The organism is Bacillus sp. 5mfcol3.1, assembly GCF_900114335.1.
Taxonomy (GTDB): Bacteria; Bacillota; Bacilli; order Bacillales; family Bacillaceae_G; genus Bacillus_A; species Bacillus_A thuringiensis_S.
The window spans coordinates 514290-533848 of the sequence record NZ_FOST01000001.1; the positions used below are offsets into that span (position 1 = coordinate 514290).

Consider the following 19559-nt stretch of genomic DNA (forward strand, 5'->3'; position numbering starts at 1 on the left):
TTATTATTAAAAAATAAATATGAAACCTTCTTATAAAGAGAGGCGGAGGGACTGGCCCTACGATGCCTCGGCAGCGGACTCGATTTCAGAGTGCTGTGCCAAATCCAGCAAGCATGTGCTTGAAAGATGAGAAGAGCGTTTCTTATAGATGTATAAGACCTCTTCTCATCGGAAGAGGTCTTTTGTTATTCATTAGAAAAAGGTTGAAACTAGGGAGAGATGGTACTTTGAAAGAAACGAGAGGAAATGGTTTAGCTTTATTACCACTTGGGATATTTTTGGCGCTATTCATTGGTTCTGGAATTATTACAGGTGATTTCTATAAATTGCCGATACTTGTAGCAATTTCAATTGCTGTAGGAATCGCTTTAGTGATGAATCGTAAAGAAAGTTTTAATGTGAAAGTCGAGCGGTTCGCTAAAGGTGCAGGAAATCCGGATATTATGATTATGGTATTAATTTTTGTGCTTGCAGGTGCATTTTCTGAAACGGCTAAAGGAATGGGCGGAGTAGACTCAACTGTTAATTTAGCGTTAACTATTTTACCGCCAGGATTTATCGTAGCTGGAATCTTTGTTATTGGTGCATTTATTTCATTAGCAATGGGAACTTCAATGGGAACAATTGCAGCATTAGCGCCGATTGCTGTAGGTATTAGTGGTCAAACTGATATCTCAATTGCGCTTGCAATGGCTACTGTTGTTGGGGGAGCGATGTTTGGTGATAATTTATCATTTATTTCAGATACAACAATCGCAGCTGTTCGTTCACAAGGAACAGAAATGAAAGATAAGTTTAAAACGAATTTTTTAATTGTGTTACCAGCGGCTATTATTACAATTGTACTATTAGTAATAGTTACTTCAGGAAGTGACACGCAAATTAAAGCACATAGCTTTGATTGGATAAAGATTTTACCGTACGCAGGAGTACTTATTACAGCGCTACTTGGCTGGAATGTACTTATTGTATTAACTGGTGGAACTGTATTATCTGGTTTTATCGGTCTTATAGATGGAAGTTACACGTTAGAAAGTTTCTTTAAAAGTGTAACGACTGGAATGGGCGGTATGATGGAGTTAGTATTACTTGCTATATTAATTGGCGGTATGGTTGAATTAATCCAATATAATGGTGGTATTCAATATTTAATGAATGTATTAACACGTAATATTCGTTCGAAAAAAGGTGCGGAATTTGGTATTGCTGGTTTAGTAAGTATGACGAATATGTGTACAGCGAATAATACGATTTCGATTATCTTTACAGGCCCGCTTGCAAAAAATATTGCAGATCAATATGAAATAGACCCTCGTAAATCAGCGAGTGTATTAGATCTTTTCTCATGTTGTGTACAAGGATTAATTCCGTACGGTGCCCAAATGTTAACGGCAGCAGGATTTGCAGCGTTATCTCCGGTTGAATTGTTGCCATATGCATTTTATCCAATCTTAGTTGGAGTATGTGGGATTGTTTCTATTTTAATTGGATTTCCAAGATTTTCGAAAGTAGCTGAGAAAAAAGAGTATCATAAAACAGCTTAATTTAATATGAATGTTAGTAATTAAAAAAACGTGCAGAGAATAAACTCTGCACGTTTTTTTGCGTAAAGGGCTGAATATGACTCGGTCTTAAGTCTGAGTTAAAAACGGTTCTTAAGCTCGTTATGGAAAGATGAAAAAATAGTTAAGATAAGAGTATCAAATCGAAGGGAGGCAAGCACAAGATGAAACAATTTCTAGCGTTTATCGCAGCCGGTATTTTGGCTTTAATTGCTCTTGGTAGTCTTGCTGGTATTGTAGGATTCGCAATCGGAGCAGGAGTTGTATATTGGAGCTATAAATCATTTGTGCGAGCTAAGTCATTTTTTGGAAAGTTAGCTTGGGGTATTGTTGGTTTAATCGGTTTATCCATTGCGCTTTCTCATTCACCAGCATTAATCGGTATCGCTGCTTTAGTGGTTTTATACTACGGATACCGTGAGTGGAAAAAAGAAAAAGATGTAGTTGTTGAATCTGCTCCAGAAAGTTCTAAACCATATAGCAACTTTGAAGATGAGTGGAACAAATTAATGAAAAACTAAAACAATAAATCAAATTATAAATAAAGTAGAAGAGAGGAAGATTTATAATGAAACAATCTTTATTCGGACGTGTACGCGATGCAATTTTAGCTGATTTTCATAACGTGTTAGATGAGAAGGAAAGAAAAAATCCAATTGCGATGTTAAACCAATATTTACGTGATAGTGAGCGTGAAATAACAAAAATTGAGAAGTTAATTGAACGTCATAAAACATTAAAATCTAACTTTGCTCGTGAGCTTGAGCAAGCACGTTATTTCGTTAACAAAAGATCAAAGCAAGCTATCATTGCTCAAGAAGCAGGCGAATTACAATTGCACGAACGTGCGTTAGAAGAGGTAGCTTATTATGAAGGGCAAGTAACTCGATTAGAAGAAATGTATGCAGGTGTTGTAGAGCAAATTGATGAGTTAGAGCGTCGTCTTTCTGAAATGAAAAATAAATTAAAAGAAATGCACGCAAAGCGTATGGAACTAATGGCACGTGAAAATATGGCACATGCAAATCGTCGTATGAATACTGCGATGCATAAAATGGATGAAAATAATCCGTTCTTACGATTTGAAGAAATTGAAGATCACATTCGTGACTTAGAAACTCGTATGAATGAAGAGCATGAGCGTGACACATTTGATATGAAAATTGCAAAACTTGAGCGTGAAATGAAAGAAAAGAATGATGTATCGTTAACAAAAGAGTTAACAAAATAATAGTAGTATATTATAAAACAGGCTTATGATATAGTGATAGGAGAAAAGGTGTTGGAAAGCAATGCCTTTTCTTCTATGTATATGTGACAAGAAGGGGGGAGCTGAAATGAAGAAACATTTTTCAAAGACACAATTAATGGGGATGCTCCTCATCATATTTGGATTCGGTCTTTTTCTTGATATGATACTTGGACATTTTGAACCAGGTGGTCTCATTTTTGCATTTATTATGCTTATGTTTGGAAGGCATTATCGTAAAAAGAATCGTTATGTACGGGGAAATGTATTTTTATTTGTTGGTGGTATCGTATTTTTATTCTTCTTATTTTCATCAGCAGCATTTGTTCTTGTCGTATTTGCTTGTTTAGCTTTAATTGGTTATCAATTGATTCAACAAGGGCATCAGCAAAAAGCAATGAAGGTTGAAATTAAAGAAAAAGGGATTATAGACGAAGAGAAGCAAATATATCGTACAGAACCATATTTGAAAAATATGTTTGTAGGCAATGTACGAATGATGGATCATATTTATGAACTTGAGGATATTAATGTTCAATACGGTGCTTGTGATGTGGAAATAGATTTAACTACTGCTATGATTCCAGAAGGGGAAACGATAATTGTTATTCGGGGTGTCGTTGGTAATATTCGTTTATATGTGCCATATGATATTGAACTTTCTTTAAATCATTCTGTTATTGTCGGACGTGTGCTCTTGCCAGGTCATGAAGAGACAGGGTTTAACCGCAATGTTAGATTTAGAACAGAGCAGTATAAAGAGGCTCCTCGTCGTATTAAAATTATTTCTTCGCTTGTCGTAGGCGACACGGAAGTGAGGAAAGTATAATGAAGAAACAAAAAAATATTTCGTGGATGTATATTCGTTATTCTATGTTGTCCTCAGTTAGTATCGCACTCATTTGTACAATTGTATATGTATGGAAAAGCGAGCAACAAGTGTATGATTTATTATGGAAGGAATCCATCGCTTCTGTTCCAATTGGCTTGTTTATTATGACTACAAGTTTACTTATCGGGGGAATTGTAGGATATGCAATCGGTTACTATATAGAGCAGCGTATACAAGGATTAAATACGTTTCTATTTGAAGTAGAGCGAGGGAATTTTCCGAGCGATGTTTCGTTTACTGCAGATGATGAATTTCATGAAGTGGAACGAAAAGTAATCGTTTTGGCTCGTCGATTAGAGGAGCAAGCTGGACTCTTTCAAAAAGTAACGAATGAACGAGCTCATTGGAATGAAGAGATGAGACAAGAAGCGATTTCTCAAGAAAGGCATCGTTTAGCAAGGGAGTTGCATGATTCAGTAAGTCAGCAGCTTTTCGCAATGTCGATGATGATGTCAGCGATTAATGAACAAATAACTGAATTTCCAGATGTGACAAAAAAACAATTACAACTTGTTGAAAATATGGTTGTAAATGCTCAATCAGAAATGAGAGCATTGCTCCTTCATTTACGTCCTGTACAATTGGAAGGTAAGAAACTGACAGAAGGTATAGAGGAATTATTAACGGAATTATCGCGAAAACAACATATGAAAATTGAATGGCTTATTGAGCCAATAGAATTAAAAAAAGGTGTAGAAGATCATTTATTCCGTATTGTGCAAGAAGCGCTATCAAATACGTTGCGACACGCAAAGGCAAAGAAAACAGAAGTGCGCCTTCGAAAAATTGATCAATATGCGATTTTAAAAATTATTGATGACGGCGTTGGGTTTGAAGTAGGCGTTAATAAGGCAGGTTCATATGGCCTAAGATCGATGCAAGAGCGTGTTCATGAAATTGGTGGGACACTCAAGGTGCTTAGTTTCCCGGCCAAAGGTACACAAATAGAAGTAAAAGTACCGATTATGATTGAGAGAGGGGGAGAAGTATGATAAAAGTATTGCTTGTCGATGATCATGAAATGGTTCGTATGGGTGTATCGGCATATTTATCTACACAGCCAGATATTGAAGTAGTAGGGGAAGCTGAGAATGGACGAAAAGGATCAGAATTAGCATTGCAATTAAGACCGGATATTATTTTAATGGACCTTGTTATGGATGAGATGGATGGTGTCGAAGCAACACGTGCTATTATTCAAGAATGGCCAGAAGCAAAAATTGTAGTTGTAACAAGCTTTTTAGATGACGAAAAATTGTACCCTGTTATTGAGGCTGGTGCGACCAGTTACTTATTAAAAACATCAAGAGCAAGTGATATTGCTGATGCTGTACGAGCTACTTATGATGGAGAAACAGTATTAGAGCCGAAAGTTACCGGGAAAATGATGTCCCGTATGCGTCAAAAGAAAGAGCAACCTTTGCATGATGACTTAACGGAAAGAGAGTTTGAGATTTTGTTATTAATTGCAGAGGGAAAAAGTAATCAAGAGATTGCGGACGAGTTATTTATTGCACTGAAAACGGTAAAGACACATGTGAGTAACATATTAAATAAATTGAATGTAAGTGATCGTACTCAGGCAGTTATTTATGCATTTAGGCATCAATTAACGAAGTGATAAAGTGAAGCTTTAATTGGCGGGGAATTCCTCGCTGATTATTGGCTCGCTACAATATAGATTTGGCGTTAAAACCATCGAATGTTTTTATTGACGATAAACAATGTAAGCGTTATCATTAAGGTGTTAACAGTACATATAAAGGGGAGAATGTATATGTTAGTTCAAACTATATTCGGAATGGATAAGTCTAAAAAATTAGGGGAGTATGTGAACGCATTACAAGCACTTTGTGAACAATATAATGTTGAAACAGATAAAATTGCGATTATTGAGGCAACAGAGGAATACTATTTATTTTTAGTAAAGCAAGAAGAGCGCTATGATGTTGTCAAGGTAGAAACAGTTGATACAAATATTGAATATTATACGAAAGCTTATAAAATAAGCAGTTTTAATCATACTGCTTATCAAATGTAAAAAAACTCCCTTTTGGGAGTTTTTTTAGGAGGCTTTTACTTCGTTAGATTCGATTAGTAATGGAACTTTTTTCGTACCGCTTAACTTAGCGATTGTAAGGCCAAGAAGAGCTCCTGCTAATGCTGGTATTAGCCAACCGATTCCTTCATTATATAAAGGGATAAATTCAAAATATGGTGTGATGAATGAAACTGAAATACCACCTTGTTTTAATCCATCAAATACGCTCACTACAGCTGCTCCGATTAAAGCACCTACATAAACAGAGCGATATCCACCGAAGTATTTATGAAGTAATGATAGTAGTACGAGTACAATCGCAATTGGATACACAACAAGTAGAATTGGAACAGAGATTGCGATAATTTTTGTTAAACCTAAGTTGGCAACTAATAATCCTAATGCGCAAATGATACTCGCGAATGTTTTGTATGAAAATGTAGTCAATAATGTTGAAAAATATTGGCTGCACGCAGATACGAGTCCAACGCATGTCGTTAAACAAGCGAGTGTAACGATAAGAGATAATAGGAGCAAACCGTACGGACCGAATAATTGTTGTACGATAACAGTAAGTAGCTGTCCGCCATTTTTTGCATATCCGAGAGAGACACTAGTTGCCCCAAGCCAGCCTAGTGCACCATATACAAGTACGAGTCCTGTAGCGGCAATAAGCCCTGCTTTTGCTGTGGCGATGGCAATGGACTTACGATCATTCACACCTTTAGAACGAATTGCATTTACAACGATAATTCCGAATGCAAGTGCTGAAATAGTGTCCATTGTTAAGTAGCCTTCCATAAAGCCTTTGAAGATTGGAGAAGTTTGATACTCTTGCATTGCTGGTCCTGATTGCCCAAGTGGTGTAAATACACTTTTAACAAACAATAAGAAAATAGAGAGTAATAAAATAGGTGTTAATACATTTCCAATACGATCAACAAGTTTAGATGGATTCAAACTCAGCCAAAATACGATAGTAAAGAAGATGATTGTATATACAAATAGCACTAGGCTGCTAGAGCGGATTGTTTCTGGTAAGAAAGAACTAACACCCATTTCATAAGCGACATTTGCAACACGTGGGATGCCCATAGATGGACCGATAGCAATGTATACAATTACTGTAAAGAAAATTCCGAATAATGGATGAACATGACTTGCAAGTTGCTGCATCCCATTTCCAGATAGAGAAATTGCGATAACAGTTAGTAGTGGTAAGCCAACTCCTGTTAGTAAAAATCCAATCATTGCTGGCCAAAAGTTTTCACCTGCATTTTGGCCAAGCATGGGAGGGAAAATTAAATTACCTGCCCCAAAAAATAAAGAAAATAGCATAAGACCCGTGAAAAAAATATGTTTTTTTGATACAGTGTTCATTGTTTTTCCTCCTTTTTTAAATTCATTTGTAAGAACACAAAAAACTCGTCCCTAAAGAAAGGGACGAGTTATATTTACCCGCGATACCACCCTAATTTACACATGTAGAAATAAATCTATATGTATACGGCTTTGCAACGTACAACATGATACGTGTTCCTTGTAACGGGGGACGGCCGGTAAGAACTTACTGTAACATTCGGTTCTACTTCTCGGAGATGATTTTCGGTTACGCACTGAACGTTGGCTTTCAGCAAATCGCCAACTCTCTGGGGAACAGTTCTATAACGTACTCGTTCTCGTCAATGAATTTTTATTCAAGTATTCTGACAGTATTGTTGCATGTTTTTTTTAGAAAGTCAATATGTTTTTTTGAAAGATATATTTATATACGGAAATATCGAAAGTAATATTCGTTGTTGCAAAAGGAATAATGAATTGTAAAATGGGAGTAAAAATTTGTGGAGAATTGTAAAATTTATAGAGAAAGTTGATATTTATAGGAGTAAAGAAGGGATTATTTGAATTTACAGAGAATATTACAACAATCCACTTGCTGGAAAGAACAAACCAAAAGAGGTGACTGAAATGCTTGCGATGGGAGTATTATTTGGCATTATTGCTATAATTGGTTTTATGTGGTTATATTATTCGCGTTCGTTTAAACAAGCAGAAGTTTTACTCTTTCAAAAAGGTAGTTTGTTGACAAATCAGTCTAGATATTTAGTATGTCCGAAGTGTGGAAGTGCACAGGCCAGAAGTGGAGGATATCAAGAGTGTTGCAAAATTAGATTATGAAAGAAAGGAAGCCTCACATTATTTTGTGAGGCTTCCTTCCTTACAACTTCATGGCGCTCCAAATTGTCCATCGATCTCTTTCAATAATAGGAGAGACGTTTTGTAATGCGGTCTGTATATGTTGTAGAAGTTGAGAAAGTTCATCATCTGTTAACTCATATAGAATGGATCGACCTGTTCGAGGAGATAAATCTTGTAGCAATGCTTCTACAGAATCATGTATTTTTCGTACTTCCCATTGTGTTTGTGTGGGAAGCACGTGAAGAGAATGTTTTTGTAATTCTTTCTGTATCGTGTTGGTTTTTGGGCGTCTTTTTGACTCTATTTCAATGAGTTTTGGAAATATAGAGAAAAAATATCCACGAATGTGTTCGGGACTTCCTGGAACTGTACAATCTTCAATCGTTCGATCTTGTAAAATAAGTACACCGTTTTTATTTAATATACGAGAAGCTTCACATAAAAATGTAGGAATGTCTTGTAAATGATGAATAACTGCACGAGAAATAACTATGTCGAATGTTTCATTAGGGTATGGGATATTATGTGCATCACCGTGGATGAAAGAAATATTTGGAATGTTGCCGCAATTTTCTTTTGCAGCTTGTAATATTTCTTTTGAAAAATCAAGTCCCACAACATTTTTGGCTCCCATAAGAGCAAGTTCTTTCGTATAAATCCCGCCACCGCAGCCAATATCAATTATTTGCTTGTTTTGTATGTCTGTAATGTTTTTTACCATTTCAGCCCAAGAAATATGAGCGTTTCTTGTTGCGTATGTGTATTTATTATTTGGATCATGAAAATTAATGGACATGATAAAGACCTCCTTTCAATGATTAGTATAACTTATTTAATAGGATGTCACGTTTTTGTTTTATGTATGAAGGTTATAAGAATTTCTTATCGTAAAAGGAGGATTAATTTGAAAGGGAAATATGTATTGTTGTTATTTGTTATGTTATTAGCAGCTTGTGGTCAAGCTGAGCAAAAAAAAGAAACAAAAAAAGTAGAAGAGACGGTGAATGAAGTGAAAGAAACAATAGAGGTAACCGTTATACAAAAAAAACATAAAGAGAAAAAGTTGCAGGAATCAGAAGCGAAGTTAGTAATAGACATTTTGGATAAAGCTGAGAAACAAGAAATAACCGGAAGCTTCGGTGAACCTGAATATGAAATACAAATTAGTAGAGATGGGAAAAAAGAAACTTATTATGCATGGTTAAGGGGAGAAGATAGACGAGGATGGGTGCAATATAAGAAAGCTATGTATATGTTGAATGAAAAAGATACGGAAAAGCTTTTGGCTATATTTCCAAATGTTTCAGAACAAAAAGAAGATGAGATGCAGGTAGGTCCTTTAACGGAAGTAACAAAAAAAGATTTGCAGATTACTACGTTTCATATTAAAGCGGGCGATCAAAACGTGAATTATATGGTACGGTATACGATTTCACAATCACTATACAACAAGTTAGTGAAGGAACGAGAGTATTATTTGCAACTCACTTTCCCAGAAAAAGTTCAAAAATTAATTGGAGCAAAAGAGAGTGAAATGATTTTAGGTGAAAAAGTAAAGGAAGGGTATAAGCAATATGAATTGAAGGCTACTGTTCCGATAAAAGGTGCTTCAGAATCACAATTAAAATCATTAGAAACATATTACGAAAAGTATGATTTGAAAATATTAAACAGTGAAAAAGAAAAAATAGGCGTGTTTCAAAATATAATTCAAATCGTTAAAGAGTATGGTGAAAAAATGAATTTTCAAAGATAAAGTGAGACTTTAATCGGCAGAGGATGCTCATTTTTCGTTGATTAATAGTCTTTGCCAATTCGGCGTTGATTCCCGCTTAACTTCTTTGTTCCAACTGAATTTTGAGATAAGATCCTTATTGGCTGTAACTGAATTGAAATTCTATATAGCCTTTCCTAGGAAATGATAATAGAGAGGGGAGAAGAACACCCTCTCTATTATTTTGCTTTTGCAGATGGCTCATTCATTGATTTTCGTGTAATAAGAAATGAAATCATAAGAGCGGAAAGAATGATAAGAGTGATAAGTAAGTGATTTGGCAACCAATCTAATAATAATACATAGCTCACTGTATAAAAAATAAGAGTTGAAGCTAAAAATGATAAAACACTTATTATGAGAGATTGTAAATTCATTCGTATATACCTCCTTTATTTATATTTTTGGCTAAAAATGGATTAAATAAACATTATTTCTAACAATAGAAAAAAATATGTCATAATAGAGAAAAGAACAAGCTTTGATGAATGAATAGGATTCATTAATGAGAGATAAAGGAGAGGAATATGAAAAATAATAAAAAAGGATTATGGGGAATTATTGTTGCGATAGGTCTATTTTTACTGTCTAAGTTAAAGTGGGTATTTGCAATTTTTAAATTAGCAAAGTTTTCAACGGTATTTAGTATGTTTCTATCGCTTGGCGCATACGCAGTTCTATATGGTTGGAAATTTGGAGTGGCGCTCATTTATTTGTTGTTTGTTCATGAAATGGGCCATTTATGGGCTGCGAAAAGAAAGGGGATCCCAACATCGCCAGCAATCTTTATTCCGTTTATGGGGGCCCTTATTGGAATGAAAGAGATGCCGAAAAATGCGAAAGATGAAGCTTACATCGCCTATATGGGGCCGCTTTTCGGACTTCTTTCATTTTTACCCGCGATTCCACTTTATATAATGACGCAAGAGCCGTTTTGGGCGCTTGTTATTTTGCTTGGAAGTATGATTAATTTCTTTAATTTAATTCCTGTTTCGCCGCTAGATGGTGGGCGAATTATTTCAGTTGTCAGTACTAAAATTTGGGGAGCAGGCCTTATTTTATTACTTGGCTATTCAATTTACTTTAAAAGTATTTTGGGAGGATTTATTGTTATTATCGGTTGTATGGAATTATACAGAGTGATAAAGAGAGATGAGCCGATTAAGGAATTAGGGCATAAAATTGATGGAATGAAAGAATATGTTGCTAGGCTTGAAGAGGAATTAAAAGAAACTGGAGCTGTACATCGGACTATATACATGATGCATCATGAGATGAATGCATTAAGACAAAGAGAACGGGAAAAAGAGTTACAAATAGGTGAACTTCAAAAAATGGAAGTGTTAGAGTATCTTTTACCGAAGTTTGAACCGTTAGATTATGTTCCATATGAAGATGAAAAAGATGAGTATACTATTCACATAAGAGAAGTATTTGAAGCGTCAGAAAGAAAATTAAATGAATGGAAAACAGAAAAGGAACAACAAGAAAACTATTATAAAGTGGATACGAAAACGAAATGGACAGTATTTGCTTGTTATATCGGATTAATAGCTATACTTGGTTATACAGCTTATGAAGGTTATATTGTTTTACAGGAGCATTTGCCAAGACGAAATGTGTAGAAATATATTGTCGAAATGATAGGAAGAATTAATACAGGAATTATATTTCTACGAGAGAATGTTACAAGTATAGTCATACATTGTAATATCTTTAGTAGAGAAGGAGTTCTGTATATGAAGAAATTGTTAAGTGTATTCGGGATTATTATCGTAATGATCATTGCGAGTTATAGTCTTATGAAAGTGCTGTTACATTATGCGAATAAGCCTGCTGAGGTAAATACAATAGCTCAAGTAGAAGATGTGCAAGAAGAGACAAACGTGCTAGATTTTATTCGAATGACACATGAAAGCTATAATAATTTCTTAAATTACGGTAAAGCAGAGAATTATACAGACGGGGATTGGAAGCAATTTAAGCAATGGTTTCAACAACAAGAACCATCTTTAAAAAATATACATACGGAAATAAAGAATGAAAAAATAAAACGCGATGTAAATAGAAGCTATGAAATTGTAAAAAAAGGTGTGGAACTTCAAAATATTGAGTATGTAGTGTATGCCCACCGTGTATATCATGACTTGGATATTATCGTAAATAAATATAGAGGTGAAACGAATATCTGGGGGTATACGGAGTTTGGCGATGGGAAAGATAGAAAGGTAATTGAACAAGCTATACAAACAAAATAATAAGCTAGCTAGAATTCTAGTTAGCTTATTTTCTTTTGTAAATGCAATGTTCATATATTATTCACAAAAACAACGTGTTAATAGTGATTAAAATCACAATCTGCATTATAAGATTCAGTTAAACTAAAAACAGTTAAGGAAATAGAGGAGTGGGATACAATGTTAAGTGCAAAAACAATTGAAATCGTAAAGTCAACAGTACCATTATTACAAGAAAAAGGCGTTGAAATTACAACGAGATTTTATCAAATTTTATTTTCAGAACATCCGGAGTTATTGAATATTTTTAACCATACGAATCAAAAAAAGGGAAGACAACAACAAGCGTTAGCGAATGCTGTTTATGCAGCTGCAACGTACATTGATAATTTAGAAGCAATTATTCCGGTTGTAAAACAAATTGGTCATAAGCATAGAAGTTTAGGTATTAAAGCTGAGCATTATCCGATTGTAGGTACATGTTTACTACGTGCCATTAAAGAGGTCGCAGGTGCACCTGATGAAGTTTTAAATGCATGGGGAGAAGCATATGGTGTCATTGCTGATGCATTTATTAGCATTGAAGCAGAGATGTATGAAGAAGCTGCACATAAAGAAGGTGGATGGAAAGACTTCCGCAACTTTGTGATTGTTAAAAAAGTGAAGGAAAGCGATGTTATTACGTCATTTTATTTGAAGCCTGAAGATGGAGGGAAAGTTTCTTCATTCATCCCAGGTCAATATGTAACGGTTCAAATCAATATTGAAGGTGAGACATATACACATAATCGTCAATACAGTTTATCCGATGCACCTGGGAAAGAATATTATCGTATTAGTGTAAAGAAAGAAAAAGGTGTAGATACACCAGACGGTAAAGTATCTAATTACTTACATGAACATGTAAAAGAAGGAGATGTTTTACCAGTAAGTGCACCAGCGGGAGATTTCGTGTTAAATATGGATTCAACGTTACCAGTTGTACTAATTAGTGGTGGAGTAGGGATTACACCGATGATGAGTATGTTAAATACGTTAATTGAACAAGATTCAAAACGTAATGTATATTTTGTTCATGCAGCAATAAATAGTAATACACATGCAATGAAAGAACACGTTAAGGCAGTAGAAAATGAATATGAAAAAGTTAAAGCATATACTTGTTATTCTGCACCGACTGAAAAAGATTTAGAAATGAAGAACTTTGATAAAGAAGGTTTCGTTGAAAGCGAGTGGTTAAAAACTATTATTCCGACAACTGAAGCAGAATTTTATTTTTGTGGTCCAGTAGCATTTATGAAGCATATAAATGCTGCACTAACTGATTTAGGTGTGAAACAAGAGCATATTCATTATGAATTTTTCGGCCCAGCAACAAGCTTACAATAAGACGAATGAGAATAAACAAAAAAACGAGGTATTTATTTTACCTCGTTTTTTATTTGTTCTCGTAATAAACGGTTAACTGTTTCACGGCGTATGCCTATCAGTTGACCAATTTCAGTTTGTGTTAATATTTCATATATAGGAATGTCACCTAAATATAATGTGAACCATTCTTGTAAACGATGAAGACGTTCTTTCGGAGAGACGGTTGTCAATTGATCAATTCGTTGTTGCATCATTCTTAATTTAGATTGCAATTGCATAGCGATGTTGGCATATGATTCGGGATTTGCTTGAAGTCTCTCATACCATTCACTACTAGTGATCGGTTCAACTTCTGTTTTTATTAAAGCGATAGCTGTACCGTGATATTCTTTCGGTGAAATCAAAGAATGATGAGGTATTGTTTCACCTGGAACGATAATGTTGAATAAAAATGGTGTTCCGTCTTCCTCTAGCCGAACTACTTTTAATAAGCCTGTTTTTATAAAGTATAAAGGACCGTCCTCGCCTTGACGGAATAGTACATCTCCTTTGTGTAGAATCAATGTTAGCCCCCCATTAATATGTTTCTATTTCTTCTATTTTAGCGTATATGTATATAGACAATATGCTATTTCAACAGCAATTTCATTGACGAAATGTATGCTATTACAGTAGTATACTATTTAGTGTGTAATAGTACTAGCAATGAATACGCTGTAGGGGGTTTAGTATATTGTTAGATGCGATGAGAATGACGGATATGAGAATTCCGGCGAATGCTATCATTCATGTAGAAGAGATGAAAGGTGGAGTCGTTTTATCCGTTGAAGTAGACGGCCAAATTATTTATACGATGGCTTATGATGAAGAAACAGATAGTTATGCTGAATTATATGATCGAAATGATAAGAGGGCGTGCCAAGTACATGAAGACTTTATGGGATGGTCACTTCTTCACTAAAAAAGATGTCAATATGACATCTTTTTTTATTAAATCGATAGAATATACAAAGAAATGAAATATAAGGATAAAATTTGTAATAATTGATTTTGCATTGTTAGCACTCTGTAACTGCAAGTGAACTATTTTTTCGCTATCATAAAGATAACAGTCGCAGTTATAGGAGTGGTCAACTTGAAGAAAGTACATATTTCAAATTATATGTTATTATGTGTTTGTTTAATTTTATTTGTTCTCCTCGGAGGATTTTTATATTCATGTGTATAAGAAAAACGCATTCTAAAAAGAATACGTTATAAAAGGGAAATAATGATTAATCTAGTTCCAAGAATAATTAACGTAATACGTAATAAATTAATTACGGCGTTACCACTTAGTTTTGTATTAATATAAGCCCCGATTTTTCCGCCGATCCATGCACCAGGAATAAGGATTAATGCATAAATCCAGCTGACATTTCCAAGTGAGATGTGAGTTGCAGAACTTACAATTGCTGATAGAAATACGATGAACATTGAAGTTGCTACTGCAATATGTGCTGGGAATGCAAAAAGAAGCATCATTGCTGGAACAAGTAAGGCACCGCCACCAATTCCAAATAACCCAGATATAAACCCAACTATAAAGGCAATAAAGATAGCAAGAAACGGTGGGAATTGATAGTGTACAGTATTTCCATCATTATCTGTAAAAGAACGCTTAATTACAGACGTATTTGAGAGGGAAAGAGGTTTTAATTTGTCTCGAAGCATAAGTAGAATTGAGACGAATATAAGGAAAATCCCAAAGTATAAAGAAAATGTGTCTTGGTTTAAAAATTTATTTGCCCATGATCCGATAATACCACCAGGGCCGCTTCCGATAAATAAAATAAGTCCACTTTTATAATCTACTCGTTTATGCTTCATGTAAGTAAGGGTGGAAGATAGCCCTGTAAAAACGACTGTTACCATAGAAGTCCCTACTGCAAGTTGTGGTGATAAACTGTGTAATCCAATTAATAACGGAACAATAATAATTCCGCCTCCAAGCCCAACTAGGCTGCCGACTGTCCCGGCGATTAGTCCGATGAAAAGTAACATGATGTATTCCAAAATTGCCAACTCCTCTAAATAACTTATCCACCAATTATTATACACGCTTTTTAATGAGAAATAGGCTTGTTCACAAAAAAGTCGTCTTCCTAGAAAAATAAGGAAGACGACTTTTGATTAGAAAACAAAATGTAATAGATAGTAAAACAGAGCAGCTAAAGAAGCTGAAATAGGAAGTGTAATAACCCATGTAATTAACATACGTTTTGCAGTTCCCCATTTTACCCCTTTCACACGGTGAGAAGCACCAACCCCTAAAATAGAAGAAGAGATAACGTGCGTCGTACTAACCGGTAAGTGAATGAATGTTGCACCGAAAATAACAAGTGATGATGATAAATCGGCAGCTACACCATTTACAGGACGAATTTTCATAATTTGTCCACCGACAGTTTTAATAATTTTCCATCCACCGACAGAAGTACCAAGCCCCATTGCGATAGCACAAGATAATTGTACCCAGAACGGAATATCGCTAGAAGTATGATAGTTATTAGCCATAAGAGCCATCGTAATGATTCCCATTGCTTTTTGTGCATCATTCGTACCGTGTGTATAGGCTTGTAATGCTGCAGTGAAAATCTGGAATATACGGAAGTTTTTGTTCGTTTTCGTTAAGTTAAAGTTTTTAAAGACCACTTTAAAAATACTGTATACGATATAACCAATAACGAAAGCGATAATTGGTGAAATGATTAAAGCTTCAAGAATTTTAATGAATCCTTTAAGGTTTAATGAGCTAATACCAGCAGCAGCAATGGCTGCACCTGCGATTGAGCCAATAATTGCATGCGAAGAACTACTTGGGATACCGTAGTACCAAGTAATTAAGTTCCATGCTATCGCCGCAAGTAAAGCAGCTAAAATTACAAGAGAACCATTTTGTAAAGCAAATGGGTCAACGATATCTTTTGTAATCGTTTTTGCTACACCTGTAAATGTCATTGCACCTAAAAAGTTCATAATAGCTGCCATAATAATTGCATGTCTAGGCTTTAGAGCTTTCGTTGAAACAGCCGTTGCAATAGCGTTTGCTGTATCGTGAAATCCATTGATAAAGTCAAAAGCTAAAGCGCAAATGACTACTAAAACGGTCAGTATCAAGAGTGTATCCATGATCAAACTCCTTACGCATTCTTCATAATAATTGTTTCTAATACGTTTGCAACGCTTTGACAGCTATCAGCTACTTCTTCAAGCTCTTCGTAAATCTCTTTAAATTGAATAATCTTAATCGGATCTTTCTCACGAGAGAATAAGTGCTTAATCGCATGACGACGAATATCATCGCATTGTGATTCGTAATCCTTAATCTTAATCGCGTTCGTACGAATGTCGACTAACTTCTTTTTAGACAGTAGTTCAACAGAATTTGCAATTTCAATTGCACATTGATTAATTGCTTCTACGAATTTAATCATGTATTCATCAGCTTCTGTAATAGAATACATTTCGAACAGACCAGCACTGTGATCTAATCCGTCTAATACATCATCCATACTCATTGCAAGTTGTAGGATGTCCTCACGTTCAATCGGAGTAATAAACGCTTTGTTTAGCTCCATAATGATTTCGTGAATAAATGAGTCACCTTTTGACTCATACTCTTTCATGCGCATAGAAAACTCTTTTAAATCGCTAGCATTTTTAATTTTATACTCCACGAAAAATTGCGCGCCTTCTTTTAAATTTTCGGAAACATTCATTAACATTTCAGAAAATTTATCTTTTTTTGATTTAAAGACCATTATTGTTACCCCCACAAAAGTAATATATGTAAAATATATTGGCTAATCAATTCTAACAAAAAACTGTCGTTTTTTAAAACATTTTATCGAAAAGTTTACAAAAACTTAACATAACTCTCGTTGTTCTATTAATAATATTAATATCCAATAGTGAATATCTTACTTGTAGAATGTCCTTTTCTTGCAAAAAGTATGAATGTAAAAGAAAAGCTTTACACTATAGGAATGACTACGTTATTATAATAAATTTAAAAGGCGGTATATTCTTCCTTTTAAAAAGAAGAGTGTAAATAAATGAAGGAAGTGAACGAATGAAATTGAAGAACACTCATTTTAAAAAAATGCTTGAGTGGTTCAATAAGAGGAAGAAACTTCGTAATTCATTAATTGTATTGGGAAGTGTACTCGTTACTCTATTTATTGCTGTAAATATAATAATTTCCATTCAAGACATATCTGAATTAAAACAAGCTGTTCCACAACCGACTTTAATTTATGATGCAAATAATGAGGTCGCAACTAAATTAGCTTCTTCGAAAACAGAAGGCGTTAAAAGAAAAGATATTCCTGATATTATGGTTCAGGCAATTGTTGCAGTAGAAGATAAGGGATTTTTTAACCATCATGGTATTTATTATAGTGGAATTATAAGTGCAGTTTTTAAAAATATTACAGCAGGAGAAGTTGTAGCAGGGGGAAGTACAATTACACAGCAGCTCGCGAAGAATGTATTTCTGACACAAGATCGTACATTTTCTCGTAAAATAAAGGAATACTTTTTAACGAAAAAAATAGAACGTACTTATACAAAAGATGAAATTATTGAAATGTATATGAATCAAATTTATTTTGGGGAAGGTGCTTGGGGGATAAAGAGGGCAGCTAAATCTTATTTTGATAAAGAGGTAAAAGATTTATCAATTTCAGAAGCTGCAACGATCGCGGGCTTAATTAAAGCGCCGTCTGCGTATTCGCCTTATAAAAACTTTAATAAATCAATTGAACGACGTAATGTCGTATTAAGTTTAATGAAGGAACAAGGATATATTTCTGAAGAGCAATACAATAAAGAAAAAGAGTCAGGCCTTGTATTAAAACGTGGGGTTGATGATAAATATAAAGGTAAATACTCCCAATATGTAGACTATATAGTTAGAGAAGCGATGGATAAGTATGAATTAACACAAAATGAAATTTTAGCAGGTGGTTATCGTATTTATACTGAGCTGGATCCGAAAAAACAACAAGCTGTAGAAGATGTTGTGAATAATGATAGTTATTTCAAAGATAGTGGCTCAGATCAACTTATGCAAACGGGTGTAGTCCTTATAAATCCCAAAACAGGCGGTGTTCCAGCTTTAGTTGGGGGGAGAGGACCATATCAGTTTTTACAATTTAATCATGCTACGCAATTAAAAAGACAGCCAGGTTCAACATTAAAGCCTCTAGCTGTATATGTACCCGCTTTAGAACAAGGGTATGAGGTATACGATATATTAAAGGATGAACCATTTCATATTAAAGAATATGAACCTAAAAATAGTGATCAGGCTTTTCATGGTAATGTGACAATGTACGAAGCGGTAGCAAAGTCGTATAATGTTTCTGCTGTGTGGTTATTAGAACAAATAGGATTAGATAAAGGATTGAAATCTTTAGAGCGATTTGGTATTCCATTAGTACCAGAAGACCGTACGTATCCAATTGCTTTAGGTGGGATGCATGTAGGGACATCTCCATTTGTAATGGCCCAAGCATATAGTACATTCGCTAATGATGGGGTTCAAGTAGAGGCTCATGCAATTAGAGAAGTTCAAAATGCTGAAGGGGAAATAATAGGGAAATGGTATAAGAAAGAGACACGAGTGACGAGTGAGAAAATCGCTCAAAAGATGACGTATTTATTAAAAGGTGTTGTAGAAAAGGGAACAGGTGGAAAAGCGAAAGTTAATAATGTTGATACAGCAGGAAAGACAGGGACGACTCAACTTGTAAATGGTCCGAGCGTAGGAGCGAAGGACTCGTGGTTTGTAGGATACACACCAGATTTAGTAGGTGCGATTTGGGTGGGATATGACAAAACAGATAGCGAGCATTATGTGCCAGGTGGTAGTCAAATTACGACGACGATGTTCCGGGACATCATGAAAAAAGCAAATGCAAACCCAGCCCAAAAAGCGTTCCAATTGTCGTTAATATCTGAGGCTGACTATAAAAAACAATTGCAAACAATTGAAGAAGAAAAGAGAAGAAAAGAAGAAGAAAAGAGAAGGCAAGAAGAGGAACAACAAAGGAAAAAAGAACAGCAAGAGTGGTTTGATAAAGTGAAAGAGTGGATTCCATCATTATGGTGAAAAAAGAGGCGAATTTCATTATTCGCCTCTTTCTCATGTGAAAAATAAAGTGAGCTCATAATGAGTGAGATAAATGC

The 19559-nt window shown here is 34.9% G+C and carries 21 protein-coding genes, 1 riboswitch and 1 other annotated feature; of the genes, 14 read left to right on the top strand and 7 right to left on the bottom strand.

The window, feature by feature from the left end; translation table 11 throughout:
• The first annotated feature begins 27 nt into the window (after nucleotides 1–27).
• Nucleotides 28–133: riboswitch (SAM riboswitch) on the top strand.
• Between the two features lie 94 nt (nucleotides 134–227).
• The 7 genes from BM089_RS02760 (at nucleotide 228) to BM089_RS02790 (ending at nucleotide 5744) form a co-directional block, all read left to right on the top strand.
• Complete coding sequence (locus tag BM089_RS02760) at nucleotides 228–1544, top strand: Na+/H+ antiporter NhaC family protein (protein ID WP_072939638.1); 1317 nt, start codon at nucleotides 228–230, stop codon at nucleotides 1542–1544.
• A gap of 182 nt (nucleotides 1545–1726) precedes the next feature.
• Nucleotides 1727–2083 carry a lmo0954 family membrane protein gene (locus BM089_RS02765; protein WP_000808640.1) on the top strand — a complete coding sequence of 119 codons (357 nt, stop codon included), beginning with the start codon at nucleotides 1727–1729 and terminating at the stop codon, nucleotides 2081–2083.
• A 47-nt stretch (nucleotides 2084–2130) separates the two neighbouring features.
• Entirely contained in the window at nucleotides 2131–2793 is a 663-nt protein-coding gene (locus BM089_RS02770; protein ID WP_000814127.1) for a PspA/IM30 family protein, read from the top strand.
• A gap of 106 nt (nucleotides 2794–2899) precedes the next feature.
• Nucleotides 2900–3640, top strand: coding sequence for a cell wall-active antibiotics response protein LiaF (liaF, locus tag BM089_RS02775; protein WP_016513098.1), 741 nt, complete (start codon nucleotides 2900–2902; stop codon nucleotides 3638–3640).
• On the top strand, nucleotides 3640–4695 hold the full coding sequence (locus BM089_RS02780; RefSeq protein ID WP_000744326.1) for a sensor histidine kinase: 1056 nt from the start codon (nucleotides 3640–3642) through the stop codon (nucleotides 4693–4695). Before liaF ends, BM089_RS02780 begins: the two co-directional genes overlap by 1 nt.
• Nucleotides 4692–5324, top strand: coding sequence for a response regulator (locus tag BM089_RS02785; protein WP_000598707.1), 633 nt, complete (start codon nucleotides 4692–4694; stop codon nucleotides 5322–5324). The genes BM089_RS02780 and BM089_RS02785 overlap by 4 nt, the downstream gene beginning before the upstream one ends.
• An 81-nt stretch (nucleotides 5325–5405) precedes the next feature.
• Nucleotides 5406–5744 carry a DUF3922 domain-containing protein gene (locus BM089_RS02790; protein ID WP_072939635.1) on the top strand — a complete coding sequence of 113 codons (339 nt, stop codon included), beginning with the start codon at nucleotides 5406–5408 and terminating at the stop codon, nucleotides 5742–5744.
• Nucleotides 5745–5768: 24 nt separating this feature from the next.
• On the opposite strand, the gene brnQ is transcribed toward BM089_RS02790, so the two are convergent.
• Complete coding sequence (brnQ, locus tag BM089_RS02795; protein ID WP_001099141.1) at nucleotides 5769–7124, bottom strand: branched-chain amino acid transport system II carrier protein BrnQ3; 1356 nt, start codon at nucleotides 7122–7124, stop codon at nucleotides 5769–5771.
• Between the two features lie 56 nt (nucleotides 7125–7180).
• Nucleotides 7181–7439, bottom strand: a binding site (T-box leader).
• Nucleotides 7440–7712: 273 nt separating this feature from the next.
• Between brnQ and BM089_RS02800 the strand changes: the two genes are divergently transcribed.
• Nucleotides 7713–7922: a hypothetical protein gene (locus BM089_RS02800; RefSeq protein WP_000880630.1), complete on the top strand. Its 210-nt coding sequence runs from the start codon at nucleotides 7713–7715 to the stop codon at nucleotides 7920–7922.
• A 40-nt stretch (nucleotides 7923–7962) separates the two neighbouring features.
• Here the strand turns inward: BM089_RS02800 and BM089_RS02805 are convergent, their stop codons facing one another.
• Nucleotides 7963–8739, bottom strand: a complete 777-nt coding sequence (locus BM089_RS02805) for a class I SAM-dependent methyltransferase (RefSeq protein WP_000026288.1) — start codon at nucleotides 8737–8739, stop codon at nucleotides 7963–7965.
• Nucleotides 8740–8847: 108 nt separating this feature from the next.
• Here BM089_RS02805 and BM089_RS02810 point away from each other — a divergent pair, with 108 nt between their 5' ends.
• Nucleotides 8848–9699, top strand: a complete 852-nt coding sequence (locus tag BM089_RS02810) for a YhfM domain-containing protein (RefSeq protein WP_000677052.1) — start codon at nucleotides 8848–8850, stop codon at nucleotides 9697–9699.
• A 197-nt stretch (nucleotides 9700–9896) separates the two neighbouring features.
• On the opposite strand, the gene BM089_RS02815 is transcribed toward BM089_RS02810, so the two are convergent.
• Nucleotides 9897–10094 (bottom strand): hypothetical protein, encoded by a 198-nt coding sequence (locus tag BM089_RS02815; protein WP_001053359.1) that lies wholly within the window; start codon nucleotides 10092–10094, stop codon nucleotides 9897–9899.
• A 150-nt stretch (nucleotides 10095–10244) separates the two neighbouring features.
• Between BM089_RS02815 and BM089_RS02820 the strand changes: the two genes are divergently transcribed.
• From BM089_RS02820 to hmpA, 3 genes are all read left to right on the top strand, one after another.
• A complete protein-coding gene (locus tag BM089_RS02820) occupies nucleotides 10245–11342 on the top strand; it encodes a site-2 protease family protein (RefSeq protein ID WP_000794493.1) in 1098 nt (365 codons plus the stop codon).
• 114 nt (nucleotides 11343–11456) lie between these two features.
• Nucleotides 11457–11975 carry a hypothetical protein gene (locus BM089_RS02825; RefSeq protein WP_000735528.1) on the top strand — a complete coding sequence of 173 codons (519 nt, stop codon included), beginning with the start codon at nucleotides 11457–11459 and terminating at the stop codon, nucleotides 11973–11975.
• Nucleotides 11976–12134: 159 nt separating this feature from the next.
• Nucleotides 12135–13343 (top strand): NO-inducible flavohemoprotein, encoded by a 1209-nt coding sequence (hmpA, locus tag BM089_RS02830; protein ID WP_065228520.1) that lies wholly within the window; start codon nucleotides 12135–12137, stop codon nucleotides 13341–13343.
• Nucleotides 13344–13375: 32 nt separating this feature from the next.
• Here the strand turns inward: hmpA and BM089_RS02835 are convergent, their stop codons facing one another.
• Entirely contained in the window at nucleotides 13376–13888 is a 513-nt protein-coding gene (locus BM089_RS02835; RefSeq protein WP_000600585.1) for a Crp/Fnr family transcriptional regulator, read from the bottom strand.
• Between the two features lie 170 nt (nucleotides 13889–14058).
• On the opposite strand from BM089_RS02835, the gene BM089_RS02840 reads away from it, so the two are divergent.
• Complete coding sequence (locus BM089_RS02840; protein ID WP_000883009.1) at nucleotides 14059–14286, top strand: hypothetical protein; 228 nt, start codon at nucleotides 14059–14061, stop codon at nucleotides 14284–14286.
• A 293-nt stretch (nucleotides 14287–14579) separates the two neighbouring features.
• Here the strand turns inward: BM089_RS02840 and BM089_RS02850 are convergent, their stop codons facing one another.
• From BM089_RS02850 to BM089_RS02860, 3 genes are all read right to left on the bottom strand, one after another.
• On the bottom strand, nucleotides 14580–15380 hold the full coding sequence (locus tag BM089_RS02850; RefSeq protein ID WP_000455762.1) for a sulfite exporter TauE/SafE family protein: 801 nt from the start codon (nucleotides 15378–15380) through the stop codon (nucleotides 14580–14582).
• Between the two features lie 117 nt (nucleotides 15381–15497).
• Nucleotides 15498–16496, bottom strand: coding sequence for an inorganic phosphate transporter (locus BM089_RS02855; protein WP_000380276.1), 999 nt, complete (start codon nucleotides 16494–16496; stop codon nucleotides 15498–15500).
• 11 nt (nucleotides 16497–16507) lie between these two features.
• Nucleotides 16508–17128 (bottom strand): DUF47 domain-containing protein, encoded by a 621-nt coding sequence (locus tag BM089_RS02860; RefSeq protein WP_000231445.1) that lies wholly within the window; start codon nucleotides 17126–17128, stop codon nucleotides 16508–16510.
• Nucleotides 17129–17439: 311 nt separating this feature from the next.
• Here BM089_RS02860 and BM089_RS02865 point away from each other — a divergent pair, with 311 nt between their 5' ends.
• Nucleotides 17440–19482, top strand: coding sequence for a transglycosylase domain-containing protein (locus tag BM089_RS02865; protein ID WP_000769253.1), 2043 nt, complete (start codon nucleotides 17440–17442; stop codon nucleotides 19480–19482).
• Nucleotides 19483–19559 lie beyond the last annotated feature (77 nt).

Bases quoted from the DNA above. Each gene is read 5' to 3' on its own strand.
- BM089_RS02790 (WP_072939635.1), top strand. From the start codon at position 5,406: ATGTTTTTATTGACGATAAACAATGTAAGCGTTATCATTAAGGTGTTA.
- BM089_RS02820 (WP_000794493.1), top strand. From the start codon at position 10,245: ATGAAAAATAATAAAAAAGGATTATGGGGAATTATTGTTGCGATAGGT.
- BM089_RS02770 (WP_000814127.1), top strand. From the start codon at position 2,131: ATGAAACAATCTTTATTCGGACGTGTACGCGATGCAATTTTAGCTGAT.
- BM089_RS02785 (WP_000598707.1), top strand. From the start codon at position 4,692: ATGATAAAAGTATTGCTTGTCGATGATCATGAAATGGTTCGTATGGGT.
- BM089_RS02765 (WP_000808640.1), top strand. From the start codon at position 1,727: ATGAAACAATTTCTAGCGTTTATCGCAGCCGGTATTTTGGCTTTAATT.
- BM089_RS02805 (WP_000026288.1), bottom strand. From the start codon at position 8,739: ATGTCCATTAATTTTCATGATCCAAATAATAAATACACATACGCAACA.
- liaF (WP_016513098.1), top strand. From the start codon at position 2,900: ATGAAGAAACATTTTTCAAAGACACAATTAATGGGGATGCTCCTCATC.
- BM089_RS02865 (WP_000769253.1), top strand. From the start codon at position 17,440: ATGAAATTGAAGAACACTCATTTTAAAAAAATGCTTGAGTGGTTCAAT.
- brnQ (WP_001099141.1), bottom strand. From the start codon at position 7,124: ATGAACACTGTATCAAAAAAACATATTTTTTTCACGGGTCTTATGCTA.
- BM089_RS02860 (WP_000231445.1), bottom strand. From the start codon at position 17,128: ATGGTCTTTAAATCAAAAAAAGATAAATTTTCTGAAATGTTAATGAAT.
- BM089_RS02780 (WP_000744326.1), top strand. From the start codon at position 3,640: ATGAAGAAACAAAAAAATATTTCGTGGATGTATATTCGTTATTCTATG.
- BM089_RS02800 (WP_000880630.1), top strand. From the start codon at position 7,713: ATGCTTGCGATGGGAGTATTATTTGGCATTATTGCTATAATTGGTTTT.
- BM089_RS02825 (WP_000735528.1), top strand. From the start codon at position 11,457: ATGAAGAAATTGTTAAGTGTATTCGGGATTATTATCGTAATGATCATT.
- BM089_RS02855 (WP_000380276.1), bottom strand. From the start codon at position 16,496: ATGGATACACTCTTGATACTGACCGTTTTAGTAGTCATTTGCGCTTTA.
- hmpA (WP_065228520.1), top strand. From the start codon at position 12,135: ATGTTAAGTGCAAAAACAATTGAAATCGTAAAGTCAACAGTACCATTA.
- BM089_RS02815 (WP_001053359.1), bottom strand. From the start codon at position 10,094: ATGAATTTACAATCTCTCATAATAAGTGTTTTATCATTTTTAGCTTCA.